The 21,308-nt window shown below is 74.4% G+C and carries 24 protein-coding genes; 18 read left to right on the forward strand and 6 right to left on the reverse strand.

Annotated elements, in window-relative coordinates; all coding sequences use genetic code 11:
- Positions 1 to 5: 5 nt before the first annotated feature.
- Entirely contained in the window at positions 6 to 368 is a 363-nt protein-coding gene (locus ABIH81_RS09890; protein WP_013288977.1) for a hypothetical protein, read from the reverse strand.
- A 14-nt stretch (positions 369 to 382) separates the two neighbouring features.
- Positions 383 to 697 carry a hypothetical protein gene (locus ABIH81_RS09895; RefSeq protein WP_013288976.1) on the reverse strand — a complete coding sequence of 105 codons (315 nt, stop codon included), beginning with the start codon at positions 695 to 697 and terminating at the stop codon, positions 383 to 385.
- Between the two features lie 358 nt (positions 698 to 1,055).
- Here ABIH81_RS09895 and folP point away from each other — a divergent pair, with 358 nt between their 5' ends.
- The 7 genes from folP (at position 1,056) to ABIH81_RS09930 (ending at position 5,726) form a co-directional block, all read left to right on the forward strand.
- Positions 1,056 to 1,994 (forward strand): dihydropteroate synthase, encoded by a 939-nt coding sequence (gene folP / locus ABIH81_RS09900; protein ID WP_349880004.1) that lies wholly within the window; start codon positions 1,056 to 1,058, stop codon positions 1,992 to 1,994.
- Complete coding sequence (folB, locus tag ABIH81_RS09905) at positions 1,991 to 2,350, forward strand: dihydroneopterin aldolase (protein ID WP_174537366.1); 360 nt, start codon at positions 1,991 to 1,993, stop codon at positions 2,348 to 2,350. The genes folP and folB overlap by 4 nt, the downstream gene beginning before the upstream one ends.
- The gene (folK, locus tag ABIH81_RS09910) at positions 2,347 to 2,874 is read left to right on the forward strand and encodes a 2-amino-4-hydroxy-6-hydroxymethyldihydropteridine diphosphokinase (protein ID WP_349880007.1); all 528 of its coding nucleotides are present in this window, start codon (positions 2,347 to 2,349) and stop codon (positions 2,872 to 2,874) included. The genes folB and folK overlap by 4 nt, the downstream gene beginning before the upstream one ends.
- 85 nt (positions 2,875 to 2,959) lie before the next feature.
- Positions 2,960 to 3,448 (forward strand): DUF3180 domain-containing protein, encoded by a 489-nt coding sequence (locus ABIH81_RS09915; protein ID WP_085983675.1) that lies wholly within the window; start codon positions 2,960 to 2,962, stop codon positions 3,446 to 3,448.
- Between the two features lie 113 nt (positions 3,449 to 3,561).
- Positions 3,562 to 4,788, forward strand: coding sequence for an ABC transporter permease (locus ABIH81_RS09920; RefSeq protein WP_349880009.1), 1,227 nt, complete (start codon positions 3,562 to 3,564; stop codon positions 4,786 to 4,788).
- A gap of 60 nt (positions 4,789 to 4,848) precedes the next feature.
- Complete coding sequence (locus ABIH81_RS09925; protein WP_349880010.1) at positions 4,849 to 5,151, forward strand: hypothetical protein; 303 nt, start codon at positions 4,849 to 4,851, stop codon at positions 5,149 to 5,151.
- An 83-nt stretch (positions 5,152 to 5,234) separates the two neighbouring features.
- Complete coding sequence (locus ABIH81_RS09930; RefSeq protein ID WP_349880012.1) at positions 5,235 to 5,726, forward strand: hypothetical protein; 492 nt, start codon at positions 5,235 to 5,237, stop codon at positions 5,724 to 5,726.
- A gap of 2 nt (positions 5,727 to 5,728) precedes the next feature.
- On the opposite strand, the gene ABIH81_RS09935 is transcribed toward ABIH81_RS09930, so the two are convergent.
- A complete protein-coding gene (locus tag ABIH81_RS09935) occupies positions 5,729 to 6,721 on the reverse strand; it encodes an ATP-binding cassette domain-containing protein (RefSeq protein ID WP_349880013.1) in 993 nt (330 codons plus the stop codon).
- A 2-nt stretch (positions 6,722 to 6,723) separates the two neighbouring features.
- Here ABIH81_RS09935 and ABIH81_RS09940 point away from each other — a divergent pair, with 2 nt between their 5' ends.
- From ABIH81_RS09940 to ABIH81_RS09955, 4 genes are all read left to right on the forward strand, one after another.
- Positions 6,724 to 7,413: an ABC transporter permease gene (locus ABIH81_RS09940; RefSeq protein WP_349880014.1), complete on the forward strand. Its 690-nt coding sequence runs from the start codon at positions 6,724 to 6,726 to the stop codon at positions 7,411 to 7,413.
- Positions 7,410 to 8,132, forward strand: coding sequence for an ABC transporter permease subunit (locus ABIH81_RS09945; protein ID WP_349880015.1), 723 nt, complete (start codon positions 7,410 to 7,412; stop codon positions 8,130 to 8,132). The genes ABIH81_RS09940 and ABIH81_RS09945 overlap by 4 nt, the downstream gene beginning before the upstream one ends.
- 153 nt (positions 8,133 to 8,285) lie before the next feature.
- On the forward strand, positions 8,286 to 9,290 hold the full coding sequence (locus ABIH81_RS09950) for a glycine betaine ABC transporter substrate-binding protein (protein WP_091425701.1): 1,005 nt from the start codon (positions 8,286 to 8,288) through the stop codon (positions 9,288 to 9,290).
- Between the two features lie 124 nt (positions 9,291 to 9,414).
- Complete coding sequence (locus tag ABIH81_RS09955; RefSeq protein ID WP_349880016.1) at positions 9,415 to 11,325, forward strand: hypothetical protein; 1,911 nt, start codon at positions 9,415 to 9,417, stop codon at positions 11,323 to 11,325.
- A gap of 10 nt (positions 11,326 to 11,335) precedes the next feature.
- Here ABIH81_RS09955 and ABIH81_RS09960 read toward each other — a convergent pair whose 3' ends face one another.
- Positions 11,336 to 12,505, reverse strand: a complete 1,170-nt coding sequence (locus ABIH81_RS09960; protein WP_181726781.1) for an NADH-quinone oxidoreductase subunit D — start codon at positions 12,503 to 12,505, stop codon at positions 11,336 to 11,338.
- Positions 12,502 to 13,551, reverse strand: a complete 1,050-nt coding sequence (locus ABIH81_RS09965; RefSeq protein WP_349881060.1) for an SAM-dependent methyltransferase — start codon at positions 13,549 to 13,551, stop codon at positions 12,502 to 12,504. The genes ABIH81_RS09960 and ABIH81_RS09965 overlap by 4 nt, the downstream gene beginning before the upstream one ends.
- A 193-nt stretch (positions 13,552 to 13,744) precedes the next feature.
- Between ABIH81_RS09965 and ABIH81_RS09970 the strand changes: the two genes are divergently transcribed.
- The 7 genes from ABIH81_RS09970 to ABIH81_RS10000 all read left to right on the forward strand — a co-directional run bounded on the left by ABIH81_RS09970 (position 13,745) and on the right by ABIH81_RS10000 (position 20,520).
- Positions 13,745 to 14,674, forward strand: a complete 930-nt coding sequence (locus ABIH81_RS09970; protein WP_349880017.1) for a Rossmann-like and DUF2520 domain-containing protein — start codon at positions 13,745 to 13,747, stop codon at positions 14,672 to 14,674.
- Positions 14,674 to 15,516 carry a pantoate--beta-alanine ligase gene (gene panC, locus ABIH81_RS09975; RefSeq protein ID WP_349880018.1) on the forward strand — a complete coding sequence of 281 codons (843 nt, stop codon included), beginning with the start codon at positions 14,674 to 14,676 and terminating at the stop codon, positions 15,514 to 15,516. Before ABIH81_RS09970 ends, panC begins: the two co-directional genes overlap by 1 nt.
- A 30-nt stretch (positions 15,517 to 15,546) precedes the next feature.
- On the forward strand, positions 15,547 to 15,975 hold the full coding sequence (gene panD, locus ABIH81_RS09980) for an aspartate 1-decarboxylase (RefSeq protein ID WP_349880019.1): 429 nt from the start codon (positions 15,547 to 15,549) through the stop codon (positions 15,973 to 15,975).
- 237 nt (positions 15,976 to 16,212) lie between these two features.
- Positions 16,213 to 17,106: a septum formation family protein gene (locus ABIH81_RS09985; RefSeq protein ID WP_349880020.1), complete on the forward strand. Its 894-nt coding sequence runs from the start codon at positions 16,213 to 16,215 to the stop codon at positions 17,104 to 17,106.
- Positions 17,107 to 17,167: 61 nt separating this feature from the next.
- Complete coding sequence (locus ABIH81_RS09990) at positions 17,168 to 18,859, forward strand: L-aspartate oxidase (RefSeq protein WP_349880021.1); 1,692 nt, start codon at positions 17,168 to 17,170, stop codon at positions 18,857 to 18,859.
- Entirely contained in the window at positions 18,856 to 19,752 is an 897-nt protein-coding gene (gene nadC, locus ABIH81_RS09995) for a carboxylating nicotinate-nucleotide diphosphorylase (protein ID WP_349880022.1), read from the forward strand. The genes ABIH81_RS09990 and nadC overlap by 4 nt, the downstream gene beginning before the upstream one ends.
- Before the next feature lie 9 nt (positions 19,753 to 19,761).
- Positions 19,762 to 20,520 carry a type III pantothenate kinase gene (locus tag ABIH81_RS10000; protein WP_013288955.1) on the forward strand — a complete coding sequence of 253 codons (759 nt, stop codon included), beginning with the start codon at positions 19,762 to 19,764 and terminating at the stop codon, positions 20,518 to 20,520.
- A gap of 2 nt (positions 20,521 to 20,522) precedes the next feature.
- Here the strand turns inward: ABIH81_RS10000 and ABIH81_RS10005 are convergent, their stop codons facing one another.
- Entirely contained in the window at positions 20,523 to 21,269 is a 747-nt protein-coding gene (locus ABIH81_RS10005) for a class I SAM-dependent methyltransferase (protein ID WP_349880023.1), read from the reverse strand.
- Positions 21,270 to 21,308: the final 39 nt, after the last annotated feature.

Here is a 21,308-nt window from a genome sequence, read left to right on the forward strand (position 1 = left end):
CCCGGTCATGCCAGTTCCTCCCGGATCCTGATCCGGCTCGCGACGAGCCGCGGATCCCGCTGCTCGGTGGCCGGTTCCCGGGTGCGTCGCCAGTCGGTCAGCGCGGTCCGGATGACCATGCGCGCCGGCCGGTCCGGGTCGACGTACCGGAAGATGAACGAGGTCGTCACGATCGCCAGCGAGATCTCCCAGGCGGGGAACAGTTCGACCTGGAGCGTGAACAACCAGTGGATGAACATGTAGAGGGGTACGAGCAGCATGAACAGGCCGTACTGGGCGTACGGCAGGTGGACGGGAAGGGTGTACCCGGGCGGCCCCAGGTAGACGAGGCGTGCCCGGTAGATGTCGTCGTCGGTGCGCAGCCGCATCGTCGCCCAACGCCCTACTCGAAGATCAGGTTGATCAGGTAGTCGCCGACGAAGAAGAGTGTGGCCGCTCCGGCGATGAAGGCCAGGCCGATGATGGCGATGGCCGAGCTGGTCAGCACCTTCGAGATCTCGCCCCGGCTGGCCCGGCCGATGAAGATGACCCCGAGGACCGCTAGCAGGATCGGCGCGATCTTGCTGGCGAAGAAGGTGACGACGTTGTCGGTGTCGATGCCCTTCGGGGCCGGCTCGGCGAGTGGAGTCGACGCCAGGGTGTGGAGCGCGTGGTCCACGGCACTGGACGCCGTTGCCATGAGCTCGATGGCGATCACTGGAAACCTCCCCAAGGTCGCGGCCGGCGGCGCCGCGTTGGTGCAAGTAGGCAAGCCTGGCGGGATGGTGCTCGTCAGAGACAGCGCCGTCAACGCTGAGTCCGTCACCCACCACGCAGAGTGGTGAGTTTTGGGAGGATTCTTCCCGCTTCGGCCCTCCCTCCAGGCTTCGCCATCTCGATGCTGGGCAATTCCAAAGCGTACGGCCCGGCCACCTTTGCGACAAGCCGCGAAGACTCGGCCTCCGGCGGCCCGGATGACCGATCGTACACCTGTGCCAATGCGCACGTCAGGGGCGTCGCGTCCGCCGCTCGTCCGGTGGCCGGAAGCCCGGCCGGCGAACGGTACTGTCGGGTCCGTGACCGATCTGGTACGGGCGGAGACCCCGGTGGTGATGGGCGTCCTCAACGTCACGCCCGACTCCTTCTCTGACGGCGGCAGATACGCCGATCTGGACGCGGCCGTCGCACACGGGGTGCGACTGCGCTCCGACGGCGCCGACCTGATCGACGTGGGCGGCGAGTCCACCCGCCCCGGCGCCGACCGGGTCGACGCGGAGACGGAGACCGCCCGGGTGCTGCCGGTGGTCCGCGAGCTGAGCGCCGCCGGCATCCGGGTCAGCATCGACACCAGCCGCGCCCGGGTCGCCGAGGCGGTCCTCGCCGCCGGCGCGTACATGGTCAACGACGTCTCCGGCGGCCTCGCCGACCCGGACATGGCCCGCGTGGTCCGCGACGCCGGCTGCCCCTGGGTGCTCATGCACTGGCGGGGACACTCCCGGGGGATGCGCGAGCTGGCCACGTACACCGACGTGGTGACCGAGGTCCGGGACGAGCTGAGCCGGCGCGTCGACGCCGCGCTCGCCGCCGGGGTGGCCGCCGACCGGATCATCATCGACCCGGGCCTGGGCTTCGCGAAGACCGCCGCCCACAACTGGGCACTGAGCGCCCGCCTGCCCGAGCTGGTCGACCTGGGCTACCCGGTGCTGTTCGGGGCCAGCCGCAAGTCCTACCTCGGCCGGCTGCTCGCCGACGCGGCCGGCGAGCCCCGGCCCACCGCCGCCCGGGAGGCCGCGACCGTCGCGACGAGCCTGCTCGCCGTCGCGGCCGGCGCCTGGGGGGTACGCGTGCACGAGGTCCGCGCGACCGCCGACGCGCTCGCCGTCTGGCGTGCCACCGGCAGCCCCCGGCTCGCCACCGCGACCGGCGCGCGGCGGGCGAGCACGTCCCCGACGGAAACGGCCATCGACAGGCGGCCGGCGGAAGCGGCCACCGGCACGAGCGGAGGCGACCGATGACCGACCGGATCGAGCTGACCGGCCTGCGCGCGCACGGCCGCCACGGCGTCTACGACTTCGAGCGCGCACAGGGGCAGGAGTTCGTGGTCGACGCGGTGCTCGAACTGGACCTGGGCCCGGCCGCGCGCTCGGACGAGGTGACCGACACCGTGCACTACGGCGAGCTGGCCGAACGCCTGGTCGCGGTGGTCACCGGCGAGCCGGTGAACCTGATCGAGACGCTCGCCGACCGGCTGCTCGCGGTCTGCCTGGCCGAACCGCTGGTGGCCGCCGCGACGGTGACCGTGCACAAGCCGGAAGCCCCGATCCCGCACGCCTTCCGGGACGTGGCCGTCACGATGCGGCGTACCCGATGACCCGGGCCGTGCTGTCGGTCGGCAGCAACCTGGGCGACCGCCTCGGCCACCTGCGCGGCGCGGTGGCCGCGCTCGGCGACCGGGTGCTGCTGGTCTCCGGTGTCTACGAGACTCCACCGTGGGGGGACGCCGACCAGCCCGCGTACCTGAACGCGGCGGTGATGGTCGTGGACCCGGCGGCGACGCCGGAGGACTGGCTGGCCCGCGCCCGGGCCGCGGAGGCGGCGGCCGGGCGCGCCCGCGACCCGCAGCGACGGTACGGGCCGCGCACGCTGGACGTGGACGTGATCGCGGTCTGGGACGACGCCGGTGAGCCGGTGCTCCGCGAGGATCCCGAGCTGACCCTGCCGCACCCCCGGGCCCACCTGCGCGCCTTCGTGCTGCGCCCGTGGATCGACATCGAGCCGCACGGCCGGCTGCCCGGGCACGGCTGGCTGACCGACCTGCTCAACGCCGAGCCACTCGCCGGGGACGCCCTGGAACTGAGCCCGCGACCCGATCTGGCGCTAGAGTCGGACACATGACCCGCTGGACCCTGGCCCCGCAGTCGCGAGCTGAGGAGGTGCGGTGAGCACCGCCCGCTCCCCGCAGGGGCCCGACCGCTTCCGGATGGGTCCGACCCGGGCCTCCACGCTCGTGGTGGCCGGCCTGGCCGCCGCCGCGGTGGCCTGGCTGCTGATCAGCAGCTTCTACGGAGACCTCGGTTCTGACCTGCCCTGGCTGCCGGTGATCACGCTGGCCGGGCTGGCCGTGCTGGAGGGCTACGCGGCGGTGAACACCCGGGGCCGGATCGAGCGGCGGCCCGGCCGGGAGCCGGTGAACCCGCTGCTGGTCGCCCGGTTCGTGGTGCTGGCCAAGGCGTCCGCGCTGGCCGGGGCCATCTTCGCCGGCTTCTACGCCGGCCTGACCGGCTGGCTCTTCGTGGAACAGACCAACGCGGCCATGAACGATCGGCCCGCCGCGCTCGGCGGCCTGATCGCCGCGCTGGCGCTGGTCGCGGCCGCGCTCTGGCTGGAACGCTCCTGCCGCGTCCCGGAGCAGGAGGACGACGAGGACCGCGAGCCGGGTGACCGGGAGACGCCCCGCGGGCGTCTCTGAGGGTTCCCCACACCCCGGCCCGGAGGTACCGTCCCTGGCGACCGGAGAGCGACGGCCGCCACCGGTCCGCCCGCCCGAGGGCTGGACGCGGCCACCTGGGGAGGCGCGAGCCAATGGCGTACGACGATGCGGGCCGGACAGCGCCGCCGGAGACGTCGTCCGGGGTGCCCGCTGCCGTCCTGGAGAACATCTTCGACGATCCGGTGCACGGCGAACCCGGCCGGGACCGGATCGCGGTGCACGTGCTCTGGGAGTTCGTGCTGCTCGCCGGGCTGGTGGCGATGGCCTGGCTGCTCTGGCGGGAGGACGCGGACGCGCTGCGCGGCGGCGCGCTGAAGACGCTGCTCGTCGACGTCGCAGCGCTCGGCCTGCTCACGCTCGCCGCCGGCCTGAGTCTGCGGGCCGGCGCGGTGAACCTGGCGATCGGCCCGGTCGCGCTGGCCGCCGCGCTGCACTTCGCCGAGCAGGGCGACCGGGGCATGCGGGAGGCGCTGCTGCCGGCGCTGGCGGTGGCGGCGGCGGCCGGGCTGGCGCTCGCCCTGGCCGTGGTGGTGCTGCACGTGCCCGGATGGGCGGCGAGCCTGGCCGGGGCGGCCGGCGTGATCGTCTACCTGGAACGGCGGACCGGCCCGGTGACGGTGCAGGGTGACTACGACCCCCGCCGCAGCGCGCTCTACTTCTTCGTCGGCTTCGCCGCGGTGGCCGTCCTCGGTGGCCTGTTCGCCGCGATGAAACCCGTACGCCGGCTGATCGGCCGCTTCCGCCCGGTCGCCGACCCGGCCCGGCGGCGCGGCGCGGTGGCCGCCACGGTGACCGCGCTGGCGCTCGTCGGGTCCACGGTGCTGGCGATGCTCGGCGGCGTGCTGATCGCGGCGAACGGGGACGGCCAGGTCGCGCCCGGCACCGGACTGGACTGGACCGTGCTGGCGGTGGGCACCGTGATGCTCGCCGGCACCAGCGCGTACGGGCGGCGCGGCGGCATCTTCGGCACGCTGTTCGCGGTCTGCCTGGTGGTGGTGTTCCTGGCCTGGACCGTGCCGTACGGCTGGACGGTCAGCCGGTGGGCGCTCGGCGGCGCCGTGCTCGGCGTGGGCCTGCTCGTCACCCGGCTGGTCGAGACGTTCGGCCGGCCGCGCCCGGCGGCGACGGCCGGGACCGGTCCGGTCCGGCCGCCACGGGACGGCGCGTTGAGCGGCGGCTGGACGATGACCCCGGCGCCCGAGCCGGCCGACGCCTGGCCGTCGGTGCTGCCGGTACGCCAGCACGACACCCCGGTGGAGGCGTGGGAGGCCCCGCGCTGGGACAGCGAGCCCCGGCGCTGGGACGCCGACGACCGCTGACCCGGCGGCGGCCGTGCGTCCGGCGCGCCGGGACTGATCTCTCCGGTTAGGCTCGGCGGCATGACCGATACTCCCGCCCCCGGCGGCCGCACCTTCGACGAGCTCGACAAGCTCTCCACCGAGGAGCTGCGCGAGCAGGCGTTCCACCTGGCGCGCGAGCGCCGCGACGTGGGGTTCTTCTGGTCGGTCCTGCGGCACCTGCCGAACGCGGACGAGGCCGCCGCGCTGGACGGCGCGCCGAACTCGGTCGGCCCGACCATCGACGAGGCGAACGCGCTCTGGCGTGAGCTGACCGGGCACGGCTACGAGGAGACCGCGCCGCTGCTGCGCGCCGCCTTCATCGACTACCTGATGAAGCACTGAGGTCGATGACGGCCCGCCGGCCGACGGCGGCCGACCGGTTGCGCAGGTTTGCCCGGCGGGACCGGCCGGGAACTGACCGCCGCATGGCTCTGAGCAACCGCCCCCGCACCGTCTCCCGGTACGGCACGGCCGCCGGCACCGGCTCGCTCGCCGCGTTCCTGCTCGTCGCCGTTGGCGGCAGTCCGATGTACGTGGACTGGGCGCAGCGGGGCACCGACCCGACCGGGGCCGGTGGCTGGTTCCTGCGGCTGCTCGCCTGGCCGTCCTGGCGGTGGCACGCCGACGAGGGCGTGTTCGCCACCAACCTGCGGGCGATCCTGCTGATCGTGCTGGCCGCGGTGCTGCTGTACCTGCTGCCCGGCCCGCAGGTCGACCGCGTGACCTCCTCGGGCAGCCAGTTCCTCTCCGGCTGGGGCGCGTACGCGCTCGCGGGCGGGCTCAGTGCCCTGCTCGCCACGCTCCTCGGCCCGCACGGCTCGCTGTTCGCCGCGTTCCAGGCGGCCAGCACCGGCGTCACGTACGGCTTCTTCGCCGGCTGGATCGTCGGACTGGCCAGCCTCGGCGGCCGGGCCTGAGCTCAGTCCACGGCGCCCAGCGTCAGCACCCGGCTCCGGGCGAGCAGCCCCACCGCCCGGCCCTCCTCGGTCACCACCGCGTGCTCCGCGCCGGAGGTGAGCAGCGCGCCGAGCGCGTCGTACGCCGAGTCGCCGAGCGCCACGGTGGGCAGGCCGGTGCCGCCGTCGGCCGGGAGCGGGTCGAGCACCGCGCGGGTCACCGGGGTGACAGCGAGCCGCCGGATGCCCCGGTCGGCGCCGACGAACTCGCGGACGAAGTCCGAGGCGGGCGAGCCGAGCAGCGCGGCGGGCGTGTCGTACTGCTCCAGCCGGCCGCCCTCGGACAGCACCGCGATCCGGTCACCCAGCCGGACCGCCTCGTCGAGGTCGTGGGTGACCAGCACGATCGTCTTGCGGACCTCGGCCTGCAACCGCAGGAACTCCTCCTGCAGGCGGGTCCGGACGATCGGGTCCACGGCCGAGAACGGCTCGTCCATCAGCAGCACCACCGGATCGGCGGCGAGCGCCCGGGCCACGCCCACCCGCTGCCGCTGCCCGCCGGACAGCTCGTGCGGGTACCGCCCGCCGAACTGCGCCGGGTCGAGACCGACGAGTTCCAGCAGCTCGCCGACCCGGTCCCGGGTCCGCTGCTTCGGCCAGCCCAGCAGCCCCGGCACGGTCGCCACGTTCGCGGCGACGGTCTGGTGCGGGAACAGGCCGACGTTCTGGATGACGTAGCCGATACGGCGGCGCAACGCCACCGGATCGACCCGGGTGACGTCGTCGTCGCCGAGCAGGATCCGCCCGTCGGTCGGCTCGATCAGCCGGTTGATCATCCGCAGCACCGTCGACTTGCCGCAGCCGGACGGGCCGATCAGCACCACCAGCTCACCGGCCGCGACCTCCAGGCTCAGCTCGCGTACCGCTTCGGTGCCGTCCGGGTAGCGCTTGCGGATGCGCTCCAGCGTGATCGACGCCGCGCCGCCTACGGCGGTGCCTCCCGGGGTACCGTCCACCTGTGTCCCTCCACCTGAGCTACCGGGCCGACCCGGGTAATCCGTGGTTCTCCTGGCAGTACGTGCGGGACAACTCTGACACGATCCTCGCCGCGCTGCGGGAGCACACCTGGCTGACCGCCCGAGCCGTGGTGATCGCCGCGCTGGTGGCGCTGCCGCTCGCGGTGCTCGCGTACTGGTTCCGGTCGCTGTCGGCCCCCATCCTGGCGGTGACCGGCGTGCTCTACACCGTCCCGTCGCTGGCGTTGTTCGCGTTCCTGGCGCCGTACCTGGGCATCGGCGCGATCACAGTGCTCACCGTGGTCGCGCTGTACGCGTTGCTGGTCATCGTGCGCAACGCGCTGGCCGGGCTGACCCAGGTGCCGCCCGAGGTGCGCGAGGCCGCCGAGGGCATGGGGTACGGCAGGTGGGGCCGGCTGTTCCGGATCGAGCTGCCGCTGGCGCTACCCGGCATCCTCACCGGCGTACGGCTGGCGACCGTGTCCACTGTCGCGCTCGTCACCGTCGGGGTGGTGGTCGGCCGGGGCGGGCTCGGCCAGCTCATCTTCGCGGGCTTCCAGAACAACTTCTACAAGGCGCAGATCATGACCGGCACGGTGCTGTGCGTGCTGCTGGCGCTGGTGCTCGACCTGGTGCTCGCGGGCGTGGGCCGCCTGCTCACCCCCTGGCTGCGCGGGAGGTCCGCCCGGTGAACCCCGTCGAGCAGGCAGTGGTCTGGCTGAACGACCCGCTGAACTGGACCAACCCCGGCGGCGTGCTGGACCGCCTCGGCGAGCACCTGAGCATGTCCGCGCTGGCGGTGCTGCTGGGCTGTCTGGTGGCCTGGCCGATCGGGCTCTGGCTCGGGCACAGCGGCCGGGGCGGCGGGCTGGTCCTGCTGGTCTCCAACGTCACCCTGGCGATCCCGACGCTGGCGCTGCTGACCATCCTGCCGCTGACGTTCCTCGGCTTCGGCCGGCCGGCCGTGGTGGTGGCGCTCGCCGTCTTCGCGGTGCCGCCGCTGCTGGCGAACGCGTACACCGGGGTGCGGCAGGCCGATCCGGAGGCCCGGGACGCGGCCCGGGGGATGGGCCTGTCCGGCGGGCAGGTGCTGCGCCGGGTGGAGCTGCCGCTCGCGGTGCCCTACCTGGCGGCCGGCTTCCGCACCGCGGCGGTGCAGGTGGTGGCCACCGCCGCGCTCGCCTCCTTCGTCAACGGCGGCGGGCTGGGCCAGATCATCCGGGCCGGGTTCGGGCTCGACATCGCCGCCGGCGGGGGCCAGATCATCGCCGGCGGGGTGCTGGTGGCCGGGTTGGCGCTGCTCGTCGAGGGGGTGCTCGCGCTGGTGGAGCGGATGGTCACGCCGCGCCCGCTGCGCCGCGTACGCCGGCGGGCGAACCGCCGCGCGGCGGCTGCCACGACCGGCGGTTGAGCCGTCGGTGACGATCGGATGACGAAAACCGCTCCGAGTTTGTCGGTCGGGTCCGGAAGATATTGGCTGGAGTCGCGGGTGGCCGTCTGGATCGCCCGTCGGACACGCGGCCGGCCCGAGGGGGCCGCGCCGGGACACGGAAGGCGGGCACTGATGCGCGCGCGTACGACACTGGCCGCGGGGGCGCTCGGCGCACTCACCGCGGCTGTTCTCCTCACCGGCTGCGGCGACGCCGGCTCGTCCGGCACCGACGCGCCGGAGCAGGGCGCCTCGGGGGCGGGCTGCGCTCCGGTGGCGGGCGACCAGCTCGTCGTCCTGACCGACGACAAGAAGCTCCAGAACACCGACAACGTCATTCCCGCGATCAACGCGAAGGCGGCCACGCCGCAGCTCGTCGCCGCGCTGGACAAGGTCTCCGCGAAGCTCGACACCCCGAAGCTGATCCAGCTCAACCGGGCGGTCGACGTCGACCGCAAGACGCCTCAGGTCGCGGCGCAGGAGTTCGCCTCCGCCAACGGCGTGACCGACGGGATCGAGAAGGGCCCGGGCGGCCAGATCACCGTCGGCGCCGGCAACTTCAGCGAGAGCCAGACCATCGCCGAGCTCTACAAGATCGCGCTCACCGCGGCGGGCTACCAGGTCAAGGTGCAGACCATCGGTAACCGGGAGCTCTACGAGCCGGCCCTGGAGAAGGGGCAGATCCAGGTCGTCCCGGAGTACGCCGCCACCATGGCGGAGTTCCTCAACACCAAGGCCAACGGCAAGGACGCCCAGCCCGTCTCCTCGCCGGAGCTGGACAAGACGGTCGCGGCGCTGAAGACCGAGGGTGACAAGGCCGGCCTGGTCTTCGGCCAGCCGTCCCAGGCGCAGGACCAGAACGCGTTCGCGGTGACCAAGGCGTTCGCCGACAAGTACGGCGTGTCCACGCTCTCCGAGCTGGCCGCCAAGTGCTCCGGGCAGGCCACCGTGCTCGCCGGGCCGCCGGAGTGCCCGCAGCGGCCGAAGTGCCAGGCCGGTCTGGTCGAGGTCTACGACTTCAAGGCCGGCTCGTTCAGCTCGCTGGACGCGGGCGGCCCGCAGACCAAGAACGCGCTGAAGACCGGCTCGGCGAGCGTCGGCCTGGTCTTCTCCTCCGACGCCGCGCTGGCCACGAGCTGACGCACTGCCGCCGGCCGGCGCCACGCGTGCCGGCCGGCGGCACGGCTGCCCTGTTCGACGGGCCGCTCATCGAGTGGTGCCGACCCGTTCCCCTTCGGTGGAACTCTCGGTACTCTGCTCAGCCATGCCCGCCCCGGTCGCGCCCGCCGACAAGAGCACGCCCACCCTGCTCACCGTCCTGTTCTGGGTCGGTGTGGGGCTGGCGCCCCTGGCCGCGCTCATCCTGCTGATCGCCGACGGCAACGGCTCGCTCCGGTTCGGTGCCGTCCTGGCGATCCTCGCCGTCGTGTTCATCGGTCTGTCCATCGCGCTGCGGCCGGAGAGCGGTTCCGGGGGCGCGGCCGCCGAGGAGATGCGCGAGGAGTTGGCGCAGCTCCGGCGGGAGCTGCGGGCCGAGATCGTGGCCGCCGCCCAGCGCGGCAACCAGGCGCTCGACCAGGCACGACGGGCCGAGGAGGTGGCCGGGGCGGTACGGCACCGGCTCGACGCGGCCGCCGCCGGACTGGCCTCCGCGCCCGCGCCCGCCCCCGTCCTCGCGTCCGCTCCGGAGCGTCCGAGCGGTGCGGCCCGGGTGCCGGTCACCGGCACGCCCGACGTCGGCCGGGCGCATCCGGCCGGACGGGACGACGACGAACCGGCCCGGCCGGCGTACTCCGGCGGCCGCTACGGAACCGACTACGACGCGGACCCGCCTCGGGCCGGCCACCACGACGCCGACCCGCCCCGGACGGGGCGCTACGAGGCCGAGCCGTCCCGGGCCGGCCGCTACGACTCCGAGCCGCCTCGGGCCGGCCGCTATGACGCAGAGCCGTCGCGGGCGGGCCACTACGAGGCCGAACCGTCCCGGACCGGCCGCTACGACTCCGAACCGGCGTGGACCGGTCGGCACGACGCCGAGCCGGCGCGGGCCACCGTACGTCCGGACCGGCCGGCGAGCGGGGTGTACGGCGCGGCGCGGGTGTCCGAGCATGCCGCCCGGCCGGAGAGCCGCCCGGTCGGCGTGGTCCACCACACCGAGACGGTGCACGTCACCACGCGGCACACGATCGTCGGCGGTGGTGAGCCGACCGGCACCCGGTACGGGGGATTCCCCGGCGGCTGGCCGGACGAGGACCGGTCCCGGGGCGCGGACGCGGCCGACCACTGGCGCGCGGGACACCGCGACCCGGGCGACCGGTCAGGCCGCCGCGGCGGGTCGGACGACGGTGGCTGGGGTGCCGGGCCGGGCGACGACGGGCACTCGTGGGCCGACCCCGGGCGCCCTGGTGCCGAGCATCCGTGGGCGGGTGTCGGCCGGGCCGCCGACGGGGAACAGGGCTGGTCGGGGCGTACCGCCGGGGAACAGGGCTGGTCGGGGCGTACGTCTGAGGGCGGCTGGTCGAGCGACCAGAGCCGGACGGCGGCGGAGGAGGAGCAGGGGCCCTGGTCCGGCGGCGACGACCGGGCCGGCCGGGCGGCGAGCGCCTGGCCCTCGGCCGCGGCGGGCGTACCGGACGCCCCGGCCGGCAGGGCGAGCACCGACGGCGACCAGTGGTCCGAGATGCGTGCCGGCAACCGGTGGGCCGCGGTCCGCGACGACGGTGCGGGCCGGGAGATCCGGCTCGGGGAACGACGGGCCGCCGTGCATGCCGACGGTGGCGGCACGGAGTACCGGGTCGAGGACCGGTGGGCCTCGGTACGCGGCGGCGGGCCGGACACGAGCGGGCCGGACGGACCGGACGCCCGCTGGTCCGGGGAGAGCCACCCGGCGCTGCCGGCCGGTGGGGTGCCGGTGCCGGACGAGTGGCGGCCACCGACGCAGCGCAGCGGCCAGCCGGAATGGCGCCAGCCACCCCCGGAATGGCGTCAGCCCGAACCGGAATGGCGTCAGCCGGAGCCGGAGTGGCGCCAGGCCGAGCCGGAATGGCGTCAGCCCGAGCCGGAGCAGTGGCGTCGGCCCGAGCCGGAGTGGCGGCCGGCGGAACCGGAGTGGCGCAGCCCGGAGCACGGTGGACACGGTCGGCCACACCGGGACACCGCAGACCGCTGGCGCTGAGCCCCCACGATCACTTGTCGATGTCGCCCACCACGAAGAACATCGAGCCGAGAATGGCGATCAGGTCCGGCACCAGACAGCCGGGCAGCAGCGACGACAGCGCCTGCACGTTCGCGTACGAGGCGGTGCGCAGCTTGAGCCGCCACGGCGTCTTCTCGCCCCGGGACACCAGGTAGTAGCCGTTGATGCCGAGCGGGTTCTCGGTCCAGGCGTACGTGTGCCCCTCGGGCGCCTTCAGCACCTTCGGCAGCCGCGTGTTCACCGGCCCGCTGATCCGGTCCACCCGGTCCAGGCACTGCTCGGCGAGGTCGAGCGAGACGTACACCTGGTCGAGCAGCACCTCGAAACGGGCGTGACAGTCACCGGCGGTCTTCGTCACCACGGGCACGTCGAGCTGGTCGTAGGCCAGGTACGGCTCGTCGCGGCGCAGGTCGAGGTCGAGCCCGGAGGCGCGGGCGACCGGCCCGGACGCGCCGAACGCGGCGGCGTCGGCGGCGGACAGCACACCGACCCCGACGGTACGGGCCAGGAAGATCTCGTTGCGCCGGATCAGGTTGTCCAGGTCCGGCATCCGGCGGCGTACCTCGGCGATGGCGGCGCGGGCGCGCCCGGTCCAGCCGGCCGGCACCTCCTCCTTCAGGCCGCCGACCCGGTTGAACATGTAGTGGATCCGGCCGCCGGAGACCTCCTCCATCACCGCCTGGATGGTCTCCCGTTCCCGGAACGCGTAGAACATCGGCGTGATCGCGCCGATCTCCAGCGGGTACGAGCCGAGGAACATCAGGTGGTTGAGCACCCGGTTCAGCTCGGCCAGCGCCATCCGCAGCCAGGTGGCGCGCTCCGGCACCTCCATGCCCATCAGCCGCTCGACGGCGAGCACCACGCCCAGCTCGTTCGAGAACGCCGACAGCCAGTCGTGCCGGTTCGCCAGCACGATGATCTGCCGGTAGTCGCGTACCTCGAAGAGCTTCTCCGCACCCCGGTGCATGTAGCCGACGATCGGCTCGGCGGCGACCACCCGCTCGCCGTCGAGCACCAGCTTCAGCCGCAGCACGCCGTGCGTCGAGGGGTGCTGCGGCCCGATGTTGAGCACCATGTCGGTGCCGAGCTGCTCACCGCCGGCGCCGGTACCGACTGTGAGCTCGCGGAGGTCGGCGGCGTCCGTGGTCATGCCCGTCATCGTGCCACGACCGCGCCGAGCGCGACGCCGACCGGCTGCCGCAGCCACAGGTGCCCGCCGAGCCCGGCCGGGTCGGTCAGCTCGGCCGCCGCCGACGCCGCTGCGAGCGCCCGCAGGTAGCCGGCCGGGTCGCGGGAGGCCAGGCTCAGCGGCGGTCGCCCGCCGTCGGCCCCGAGCGCCCGCAGCGCCTCCCGCTGAGAGACCAGGGAGTACGCGCACCGCGCGACCCGCTCACCGGCCGAGGCGACCGAGTCCATGGCGACGTGCGCCGTCACGTCGCAGGACCCGTCCGGGACCGGCGGCACCTGCCGTCCACCCCGGTACCCGGTCAGCGTCCCGTCGAGAGGACGCGAGTCCCGCAGATGCCCGTAGTCCACGGCGAGCGCCAGCCCGCGCGCCACCTTCCTCACAGCCTCCGCCCAGGCCAGATCCCGTCCCACCCCGATCTCCGCCCTCCCACCGCCCCGACTGACGTCGGTGATCAAGGAGTTCGTGTCCTGATCCGGGCCCTCCGCGGCCGCAAACTCCTTGATCACCGGGGAGGGAGCCGGGGGCCACCAGTGGGTCAGCCAGGTGGTGTCGGTGGGGGAAGGGGGCGGTCCGACTGTCTCCTCGCCGGTTTTCGGGTCCACCAGGAGCAGGCGCCATCCCTCGGGGATGTGGACCGCCACGTCGACGGGGACGTTGTCCAGCCATTCCGTGGCCAGGAGCAGGCCGGTGATGCCCTCGGGGATGTCGGGCCGCCAGTCGATCTCCGGCGGCAGGTCCGGTGGGCGGGTCGACCGTTCCACGGCTACCGGGTGGAGCCGGGCGGCCAGCTCGGGTGCGGCCTGTGCCAGCAGCGCCCGGAGCAGTTCGCCCCGGCCCGCGCCCACGTCCACCACGTCCAGCCGGGCCGGGTGCCCCAGCGCCGCGTCCACCGTCTCGAGTTGCCGCACCAGGCAGGCGGCGAAGACGGGCGAGGCGTGCACGCTCGTCCGGAAGTGCGCGGCGGGCCCGGCGCCGGAGACGAAGAAGCCGTCCGGCCCGTACAGCGCCCGCTCCATCGCGTCGCGCCAGCGCAGCGGGGAGGTCACCGTGCCGACCCTACGGGACGTACCCGAACGGGCGGTTTGCCCGCCACCGCAGCGGCCGCTCCGGGCGGTCGGTGAAGGTTTTCACACCTTCTTGTTTCGGGTCTGTCACCCGGGCGCATACTTGCCATCGACCGGTACCCCCTTCGAGGACTGGATCGCTGCCATGAGCGCACCGCTGCGCCCCCGGGCCACCGCTGCCCCGCTCGTCTTCCCGCGTACCCTCACCGTCGGCGTCCTCGGCGCCGGCCGGGTCGGCGCCGTGCTGGGCGCGGCCCTCGCCGCCGCCGGTCACCGGGTGGTCGCCGCGTCCGGCGCCTCGGGCGCGACAGGGGCCCGGCTGGCGCTGCTGCTGCCGCAGACCCCGCACCGCTCCGCGCCCGCCGTGGCGCGCGCCGCAACCGACCTGCTGATCGTCGCGGTCCCGGACGACGCGCTCGCGGGCGTGGTCGCGGACCTGGCCGCGAGCGGCGCGCTGCGCCCCGGCCAAGTGGTGGCGCACACGTCCGGCGCGCACGGGCTCGCCGCGCTGGCCCCGGCCGTCGACGCGGGCGCGCGGCCGCTCGCGCTGCACCCGGCGATGACCTTCACCGGTACGCCGGACGACCTGTCCCGCCTGCCCGGCATCTCCTACGGGGTGACCGCCCCGGCCGAGCTGCGCCCGTTCGCGGCCCGGCTGGTGGCCGACCTGGGCGGCGTACCGGAGTGGGTCGGTGAGAACGACCGGCCGCTCTACCACGCGGCGCTCGCGCACGGCGCGAACCACCTCGTGACGCTCGTCAACGAGGCGGCCGACCGGCTGCGTGACGCTGGCGTGGAGCGGCCGGAGAAGGTGCTCGCCCCGCTGCTGCGGGCCGCGCTGGAGAACGCGCTGCGGCTCGGCGACGACGCGTTGACCGGCCCGGTGTCGCGCGGCGACGCGGGCACCGTACGCCGGCATCTGGACCGGCTGGCGCGGACCGCGCCGGAATCCGTACCCGCGTATCTGGCGCTGGCACGACGGACGGCGGACCGCGCCGTCGCGGTCGGCCGCCTTCGCCCGGCGGACGCGGCCGCGCTGCGGAACGTGCTCGACGGAATCGAGGTGGCGGCCTGATGGCCGAGGTGCTGCACACGCGCAAGGAACTGGCGGCGGCCCGCGAGGCGATGGCCGGCCCGGTCGGCGTGGTGATGACCATGGGCGCGCTGCACGCCGGGCACGAGTCGCTGCTGCGGGCCGCCCGCGAGCGCGCCGGCCACGTCATCGTCACGATCTTCGTGAACCCGCTGCAGTTCGGCCCGAACGAGGACTTCGACCGCTACCCGCGCACGCTCGACTCCGACCTGGAGATCTGCCGCCGCGCCGGGGTGGACGTGGTGTTCGCGCCCTCGGTGAGCGAGATGTACCCGGAGGGCCGGCCCACCGTGCGGCTCGACCCGGGCCCGCTCGGCGAGGATCTGGAGGGCCTGAGCCGGCCGGGCTTCTTCCACGGCGTGCTCACAGTGGTCCTGAAGCTGCTCCAGCTCACCCGCCCCGACCTGGCCTTCTTCGGCGAGAAGGACTACCAGCAGCTCACCCTGGTCCGCCGGATGGTCCGCGACCTCGACGTGCCGGCCGAGATCGTCGGCGTGCCGACCGTACGGGAACCGGACGGGCTGGCCATGTCCAGCCGCAACCGGTACCTCTCGGCGGAGCAGCGGCAGACCGCGCTGAGCCTGGCCGCCGCGTTGCGGGCCGGCGCGGCGGCGGCCGAGCGGGGCGAGGACGCGGGCGCGGTGCTGGCCGCCGCGCACCGGGCCTTCGACGCGCCGGACGCACGCCTGGACTACCTGGTGCTCACCGACACCGAGCTGGAACCCGGCCCGGTCGCCGGCCCGGCCCGGCTGCTGATCGCGGCCTGGGTCGGCGCCACCCGCCTGATCGACAACACGGCGATCCACCTCGCGCCGCGTCCCTGAACCCCACCACGAATGCGGAAAGGCACCCCGATGCTGCGGACCATGCTCAAGTCGAAGATCCATCGGGCCACCGTGACCCAGGCCGACCTGCACTACGTCGGCTCGGTGACCGTGGACGAGGATCTGCTCGACGCCGCGGACCTGCTCCCCGGTGAGCAGGTCGCGATCGTGGACATCACCAACGGCGCCCGGCTGGAGACGTACGTGATCCCGGGCCGGCGGGGCAGCGGCGTGATCGGCATCAACGGCGCCGCCGCGCACCTGGTGCACCCCGGTGACCTGGTCATCCTGATCTCGTACGGCCAGATGGACGACGCCGAGGCCCGCGCGTACCGCCCGAAGGTGGTGCACGTGGACGCGGACAACAAGGTCGTCGACCTCTCGACGGACCCCACGACCGCCGCCCCCGGCACCGCAGGCGCTCCCATCCCCAACCCCCTCGCCGCCGCGCGCCGCTGACCCCCGCGGCCCCTTCCCACGCCGCTGACCCCCGCGGCCCCTTCTCCCGCGCCGCTGATCTTGCAGTTGCGGCCCCTTGGCGGCCTGTTGTATCCGGTTTGTCGGGGCAGTAGGTGCAAGATCGACGAGGTGGGGGCGGGGGCGCGGCGGGGGACGCGGTCTGTCACCGGAAGGTCATTTTCGGCTACCCTGGGCGGACCGTCGGGGATCGACGGTCGTCGGCTGGGGGAGGCCGCGATGCGCCGTGCGATGAGCTTCCTGGTCGCCGCGATGGTCGCGAGCGCCGCCCTGACCGGCTGCGCGGGCGCGGGCGGGCTGGACGCCGACCTCACCGACGACTGGGCCCCGATGGCCGCACCCGGGCCGTTCACCCCAGCCGCGGGGGTCTGCCAGGTCGCCGACTTCACAGCGAGCGTCGGCCTGGCCGCGTACGCGCCGGTCGGCTGCGAGCTGCCGCACCGGGTGGAGACGGTGCACGTCGGTGCGTTCACCGCCGACCGGCCCGACCCGCCGCCGCTCACCTCACCCGAGCTGCGTACCGCGTTCGCCGACTGCGACAAGCGGGCCGCCGGGTACGTGGGTGACGACTGGCGTGCCGGGCGGCTCCGGCTGGCGGTGGCGGTGCCGACAGCCTTCGGCTGGACGGCCGGCTCCCGCTGGTACCGGTGCGACCTGACCGAGCTGACCACGGTCGAGGCGGCGGCCACCGTGGTCACCCGTACCGGCAGCCTGCGCGACGCGCTCAAGACGCCCTCCCCGCTGCGGCTGGGCTGCCAGCGCACCATCCGGGAGACGGGCCGGGTGCAGCGGCTCACCCCGGTCGACTGCACCGTCGCGCACGACGCCGAGTTCGTCGGCGTGTGGGCGGCGCCGGACCGCCCGTACCCGAAGAAGCCGGAGGACTGGGTGCCGCTCTACGACGGCTGCTTCGGCGTGATCGCCCGGTACGCCGGGGTGCCCGCCGACGCGTTCCTGCGTTACCGCAGCGACGTGGTCGTCCGCCCGCCCGCAGCCGGTCGCTGGGCGGTCGGGGACCGGGGCGTGCGCTGCTACCTGTGGCTCAGCGACCGTACGGTGACCACCTCCCTGAAGGGCGCCGGACCGGCCGCCCTGCCGCGCCGGACGAGGTAGCCGAGCGCACTCGTCACGCCCCCCGCGCCCGAGCCGAGTTCGCTTCGGGTTGACTGTGCTCATGGACGTACCCACCGTCGACCTGCCGGCGCTGCCCCGGCTGCTCGCCGCGCCCGCCCCCGGCTGGGTGGAGACGACAGACGTGATCGTGGTCGGCTCCGGCGTGGCCGGGCTGACCGCCGCGCTGCACCTGCGTGAGGCCGGGCTGCACGTCACGGTGGTCACCAAGGTCGACATGGACGAGGGCTCGACCCGCTGGGCGCAGGGCGGGATCGCCGCCGTACTGGACCCGGCGGACACCCCGGACGCGCACGCGTACGACACGGAGGTGGCCGGCGTCGGCCTCTGCGACCCGGCGGCGGTCCGCGCGCTCGTGGCCGAGGGCCCGACCCGGCTGCGCGAGCTGATGCGGATCGGGGCGGAGTTCGACCGCAACCCGGACGGCTCGCTGATGCTGACGCGGGAGGGCGGCCACCGCGCCGACCGGATCGTGCACGCCGGCGGCGACGCCACCGGCGCGGAGGTGCAGCGGGCGCTGCACGACGCGGTCCGCCGCGACCCGTGGATCCGGCTGGTCGAGCACGCCCTGGTGCTGGACCTGCTGCGCGCTCCCGGCGACGGGCCGGGCGGGCTCGGCCCGGCCTGCGGCATCACGCTGCACGTGCTCGGCGAGGGCAGCGAGGACGGCGTCGGCGCGATCCTCGGCCGCGCGGTGGTGCTGGCCACCGGCGGGATGGGGCAGGTCTTCGCCGCCACCACCAACCCGGCTGTGTCCACCGGGGACGGGGTGGCGCTGGCGTTGCGCGCGGGCGCGGCGGTCACCGACGTGGAGTTCGTCCAGTTCCACCCGACCGCGCTGATCGTGCCGGCCGGCGGGCCGGGCGCGGGGCTGGCGCAGCAGCCGCTGGTCTCCGAGGCGCTGCGCGGCGAGGGCGCGCACCTGGTCGACGGCGACGGCAAGCGGTTCATGGTCGGTCAGCACGAGCTGGCCGAGCTGGCGCCCCGGGACGTGGTCGCGAAGGGCATCCACCGCGTGCTGCTCGCGTCCGGTGCCGACCACGTCTTCCTGGACGCCCGGCACCTGGGCGGCGACTTCCTGGCCCGGCGGTTCCCCACCATCGTGGCGTCCTGCCTGGCCATCGGCGTGGACCCGGCGACCGACCTGATCCCGGTCGCGCCGGCCGCGCACTACGCCTCCGGCGGCGTGCGGACGGACCTGCGCGGCCGTACCTCCATCCCCGGCCTGTACGCCTGCGGCGAGGTCGCCTGCACCGGCGTGCACGGCGCCAACCGGCTCGCCAGCAACTCGCTGCTGGAGGGCCTGGTCTTCTCCCGCCGGATCGCCGAGGACATCGCGGCCGGGCTGCCCGAGCAGGCCCGCCCGGCGGAGACCGGCGCCTGGGTGGGCGGGCCGGGCGCGCTGGTGCCGGCGGCCGGCACGGCGGAGCTGCAGCGGGCGATGACCCGGGGCGCGGGCGTGCTCCGGTCGGCGCGGACGCTGGAAGCCACCGCCACCACGCTCACCGAGCTGGGCGCGGGCCGGGGCGTCCCGCGTACCGCCGACTGGGAGGCGACGAACCTGCTGACAGTGGCGTCGACGCTGGTCGCGGCCGCGTACGCGCGCCAGGAGACGCGCGGCTGCCACTGGCGGGAGGACTTCCCGACGGCCGACGAGCGGTGGCTCGGCCACCTGGTGGCCGAGGTGGGTACGGACGGCATGGTGGCCGAGCGCTGGGAGGGGAAAAACCTATGAGGGAGTCGACGGAGCGGGCGCTGCGGGACGGCGGCCTGGACCCGGAGCGGGTCCGGCGCGTCGTCGTCGACACGCTGCACGAGGATCTGGGGCCCGGCTTCCTCGACGTCACGAGCGTGGCCACCATCCCGGACGAGCAGCACGACACGGCCGATCTGGTGGCGCGCGCCGACGGCGTGGTGGCCGGACTGCCCGTCGCCGCCGCCGTGTTCGAGCTGGTCGGCGAGGTGACCGGCGCGGGGCGTACGGTCGAGGTCTCGTTGGTTGCGCACGACGGGCAGCGGGTGGCGCGCGGCGACGTGCTGGCCACCGTGACCGGGCCGACCCGGCTGCTGCTGACCGCCGAGCGGACGGCGCTGAACCTGCTGTCCCGCATGTCCGGGGTGGCGACGCACACCCGGGCCTGGGCCGACGCGCTGGCCGGCACGAAGGCGATGGTGCTGGACACCCGCAAGACCACGCCGGGCCTGCGGGCGCTGGAGAAGTACGCGGTCCGGGCCGGTGGCGGCACCAACAAGCGGATGGGCCTGTACGACGTCGCCATGATCAAGGACAACCACAAGGTCGCGGCGGGCGGGATCGCTGCCGCGTTCCGCCGGGTCCGGGAGGCGTTCCCCGACGTCGCGGTGCAGGTCGAGGTGGACACGCCGGCCGAGGCGGTGGAGGCGGTCGAGGCGGGGGCCCGGTTCCTGCTGCTGGACAACATGACCCCGGCGCAGCTGCGCGAGGTGGTGGCGTCGGTGGGCGACCGGGCGGAACTGGAGGCCACCGGCGGGCTGACGCTGCCGATGGCCGCCGAGTACGGCGCGACCGGCGTCGATTTCCTCTCGGTGGGCGCGCTCACCCACTCCTCGCCGATCCTGGACATCGCCCTCGACCTGCGCGACGTCTAGGCTGCCGCTGTGCTGCTCTGCATCGACATCGGAAACACGAACACCGTGCTGGCGACCTTCGACGGCGACAAGCTGGTGCATTCGTGGCGGATCAAGACCGACGCCCGTTCCACGGCGGACGAGCTGGGCCTGATGTTCCGCGGACTGCTCGCCGGGGACGCCGTGGAGATCACCGGCGTGGCCGCCTGCTCGACCGTGCCGGCCGCGCTGCGCTCGCTGCGCACCATGCTCGACAGGTACTACGCCGACCTGCCCAGCGTGATCGTCGAGCCGGGTGTGCGGACCGGCGTGCAGCTCGCCATCGACAACCCGAAGGAGGTGGGCGCGGACCGCGTGGTCAACACGCTCGCCGCGTACACGCTCTACGGCGGGCCGTCGATCGTCGTGGACTTCGGCACCACCACCAACTTCGACCTGGTCAGCAGCCGGGGGGAGTTCCTCGGCGGGGCGTTCGCCCCCGGCATCGAGATCTCCTTCGACGCGCTCGCCGCCCGCGCGGCCCAGCTGCGCAAGGTGGAGGCGACCCGCCCGCGTTCGGTGATCGGCAAGAACACCGTCGAGTGCCTCCAGGCCGGGCTCTACTTCGGCTTCGCCGGCCAGGTGGACCGGATCGTCGAGCGGATGTCCGAGGAACTGGGCGGCGTGAAGGCGGTCATCGCCACCGGCGGCCTGGCGTCGCTGGTGCTCGGCGAGTGCCACACCATCACCCACCACGAGCCGATGATCACGCTGATCGGCCTGCGGATGGTCTACGACCGCAACGTCTGAGGTCAGCGGCGGCGAGCGCGCAGCACGAACGTGCGGTAGGGCAGCTCGACCGTCTCCCGGCCGGCCAGGTCGGGGTGGGAGGCGAACAGCTCCGCCAGCTCCGCGTCGACCCGTCGCCGTTCGTCCGCGTCGGCCGTCAGCCAGTACGAGCGGGTGTGCAGCATGCCCGCCACCTCGTCCGGCGTGAGCGTGGTGGCGTGCGGGAACTCGCCCACCTCGACGTCGGTGAAGGCGGCGCCGAAGTCCGCGTACCGCTGGGTCACGTCGCCCGCGTTGTCGCCCAGGTGCGCGATCCGGGTCAGCTCCGCCACCCAGCCGACCCGCTCGTCCCGGATGTTCCAGACCGGCGCGAACGTGCCGCCCGGGCGCAGCACGCGGGCCACCTCGGCGTGCGCCCGCTCCCGGTCGAACCAGTGGTAGGCCTGCCCGACCAGCAACGCGTCCGCCGACCCGTCCGGCAGCGGCACCGCCTCCGCGCTGCCGGCGAGCGCCGTCGTGCCGGGCGTGGCGGCGGCCAGTTGCGCCCGCATCCCCGGATCCGGTTCCACGGGTACGACGTGAGCCACCGGCCCGGTCAGCGCCAGCAGTCCCCGGGTGAGGATGCCGGTGCCGGCGCCGAGGTCCACCACCCGCGCGGCGTGCAGCCCGTCCAGTGCCCAGCGCAGCGCCGCCTCCGGATAGCGGGGACGGAACCGGTCGTACTCGGCCGCGGCCGCGCCGAACGAGAGCGCCGCAGTGGGGTCGGTCATGGCGGGCAGGTTATCCCGTAACGGCCGCCACGGCGCTTG

This window comes from Micromonospora sp. HUAS YX12, from assembly GCF_040215685.1.
In the GTDB taxonomy this organism is placed as follows: Bacteria; Actinomycetota; Actinomycetes; order Mycobacteriales; family Micromonosporaceae; genus Micromonospora; species Micromonospora tulbaghiae.

What these genes read in the sequence shown, in the direction of transcription:
- ABIH81_RS09890 (WP_013288977.1), bottom strand. Translation starts at nt 368, where the DNA reads ATGCGGCTGCGCACCGACGACGACATCTACCGGGCACGCCTCGTCTAC.
- folB (WP_174537366.1), top strand. Translation starts at nt 1,991, where the DNA reads ATGACCGACCGGATCGAGCTGACCGGCCTGCGCGCGCACGGCCGCCAC.
- folK (WP_349880007.1), top strand. Translation starts at nt 2,347, where the DNA reads ATGACCCGGGCCGTGCTGTCGGTCGGCAGCAACCTGGGCGACCGCCTC.
- ABIH81_RS09915 (WP_085983675.1), top strand. Translation starts at nt 2,960, where the DNA reads ATGGGTCCGACCCGGGCCTCCACGCTCGTGGTGGCCGGCCTGGCCGCC.
- ABIH81_RS09920 (WP_349880009.1), top strand. Translation starts at nt 3,562, where the DNA reads ATGGCGTACGACGATGCGGGCCGGACAGCGCCGCCGGAGACGTCGTCC.
- ABIH81_RS09925 (WP_349880010.1), top strand. Translation starts at nt 4,849, where the DNA reads ATGACCGATACTCCCGCCCCCGGCGGCCGCACCTTCGACGAGCTCGAC.
- ABIH81_RS09930 (WP_349880012.1), top strand. Translation starts at nt 5,235, where the DNA reads ATGGCTCTGAGCAACCGCCCCCGCACCGTCTCCCGGTACGGCACGGCC.
- ABIH81_RS09950 (WP_091425701.1), top strand. Translation starts at nt 8,286, where the DNA reads ATGCGCGCGCGTACGACACTGGCCGCGGGGGCGCTCGGCGCACTCACC.
- ABIH81_RS09955 (WP_349880016.1), top strand. Translation starts at nt 9,415, where the DNA reads ATGCCCGCCCCGGTCGCGCCCGCCGACAAGAGCACGCCCACCCTGCTC.
- ABIH81_RS09960 (WP_181726781.1), bottom strand. Translation starts at nt 12,505, where the DNA reads ATGACGGGCATGACCACGGACGCCGCCGACCTCCGCGAGCTCACAGTC.
- ABIH81_RS09965 (WP_349881060.1), bottom strand. Translation starts at nt 13,551, where the DNA reads ATGGAGCGGGCGCTGTACGGGCCGGACGGCTTCTTCGTCTCCGGCGCC.
- ABIH81_RS09970 (WP_349880017.1), top strand. Translation starts at nt 13,745, where the DNA reads ATGAGCGCACCGCTGCGCCCCCGGGCCACCGCTGCCCCGCTCGTCTTC.
- panC (WP_349880018.1), top strand. Translation starts at nt 14,674, where the DNA reads ATGGCCGAGGTGCTGCACACGCGCAAGGAACTGGCGGCGGCCCGCGAG.
- panD (WP_349880019.1), top strand. Translation starts at nt 15,547, where the DNA reads ATGCTGCGGACCATGCTCAAGTCGAAGATCCATCGGGCCACCGTGACC.
- ABIH81_RS09985 (WP_349880020.1), top strand. Translation starts at nt 16,213, where the DNA reads ATGCGCCGTGCGATGAGCTTCCTGGTCGCCGCGATGGTCGCGAGCGCC.
- ABIH81_RS09990 (WP_349880021.1), top strand. Translation starts at nt 17,168, where the DNA reads ATGGACGTACCCACCGTCGACCTGCCGGCGCTGCCCCGGCTGCTCGCC.
- nadC (WP_349880022.1), top strand. Translation starts at nt 18,856, where the DNA reads ATGAGGGAGTCGACGGAGCGGGCGCTGCGGGACGGCGGCCTGGACCCG.
- ABIH81_RS10005 (WP_349880023.1), bottom strand. Translation starts at nt 21,269, where the DNA reads ATGACCGACCCCACTGCGGCGCTCTCGTTCGGCGCGGCCGCGGCCGAG.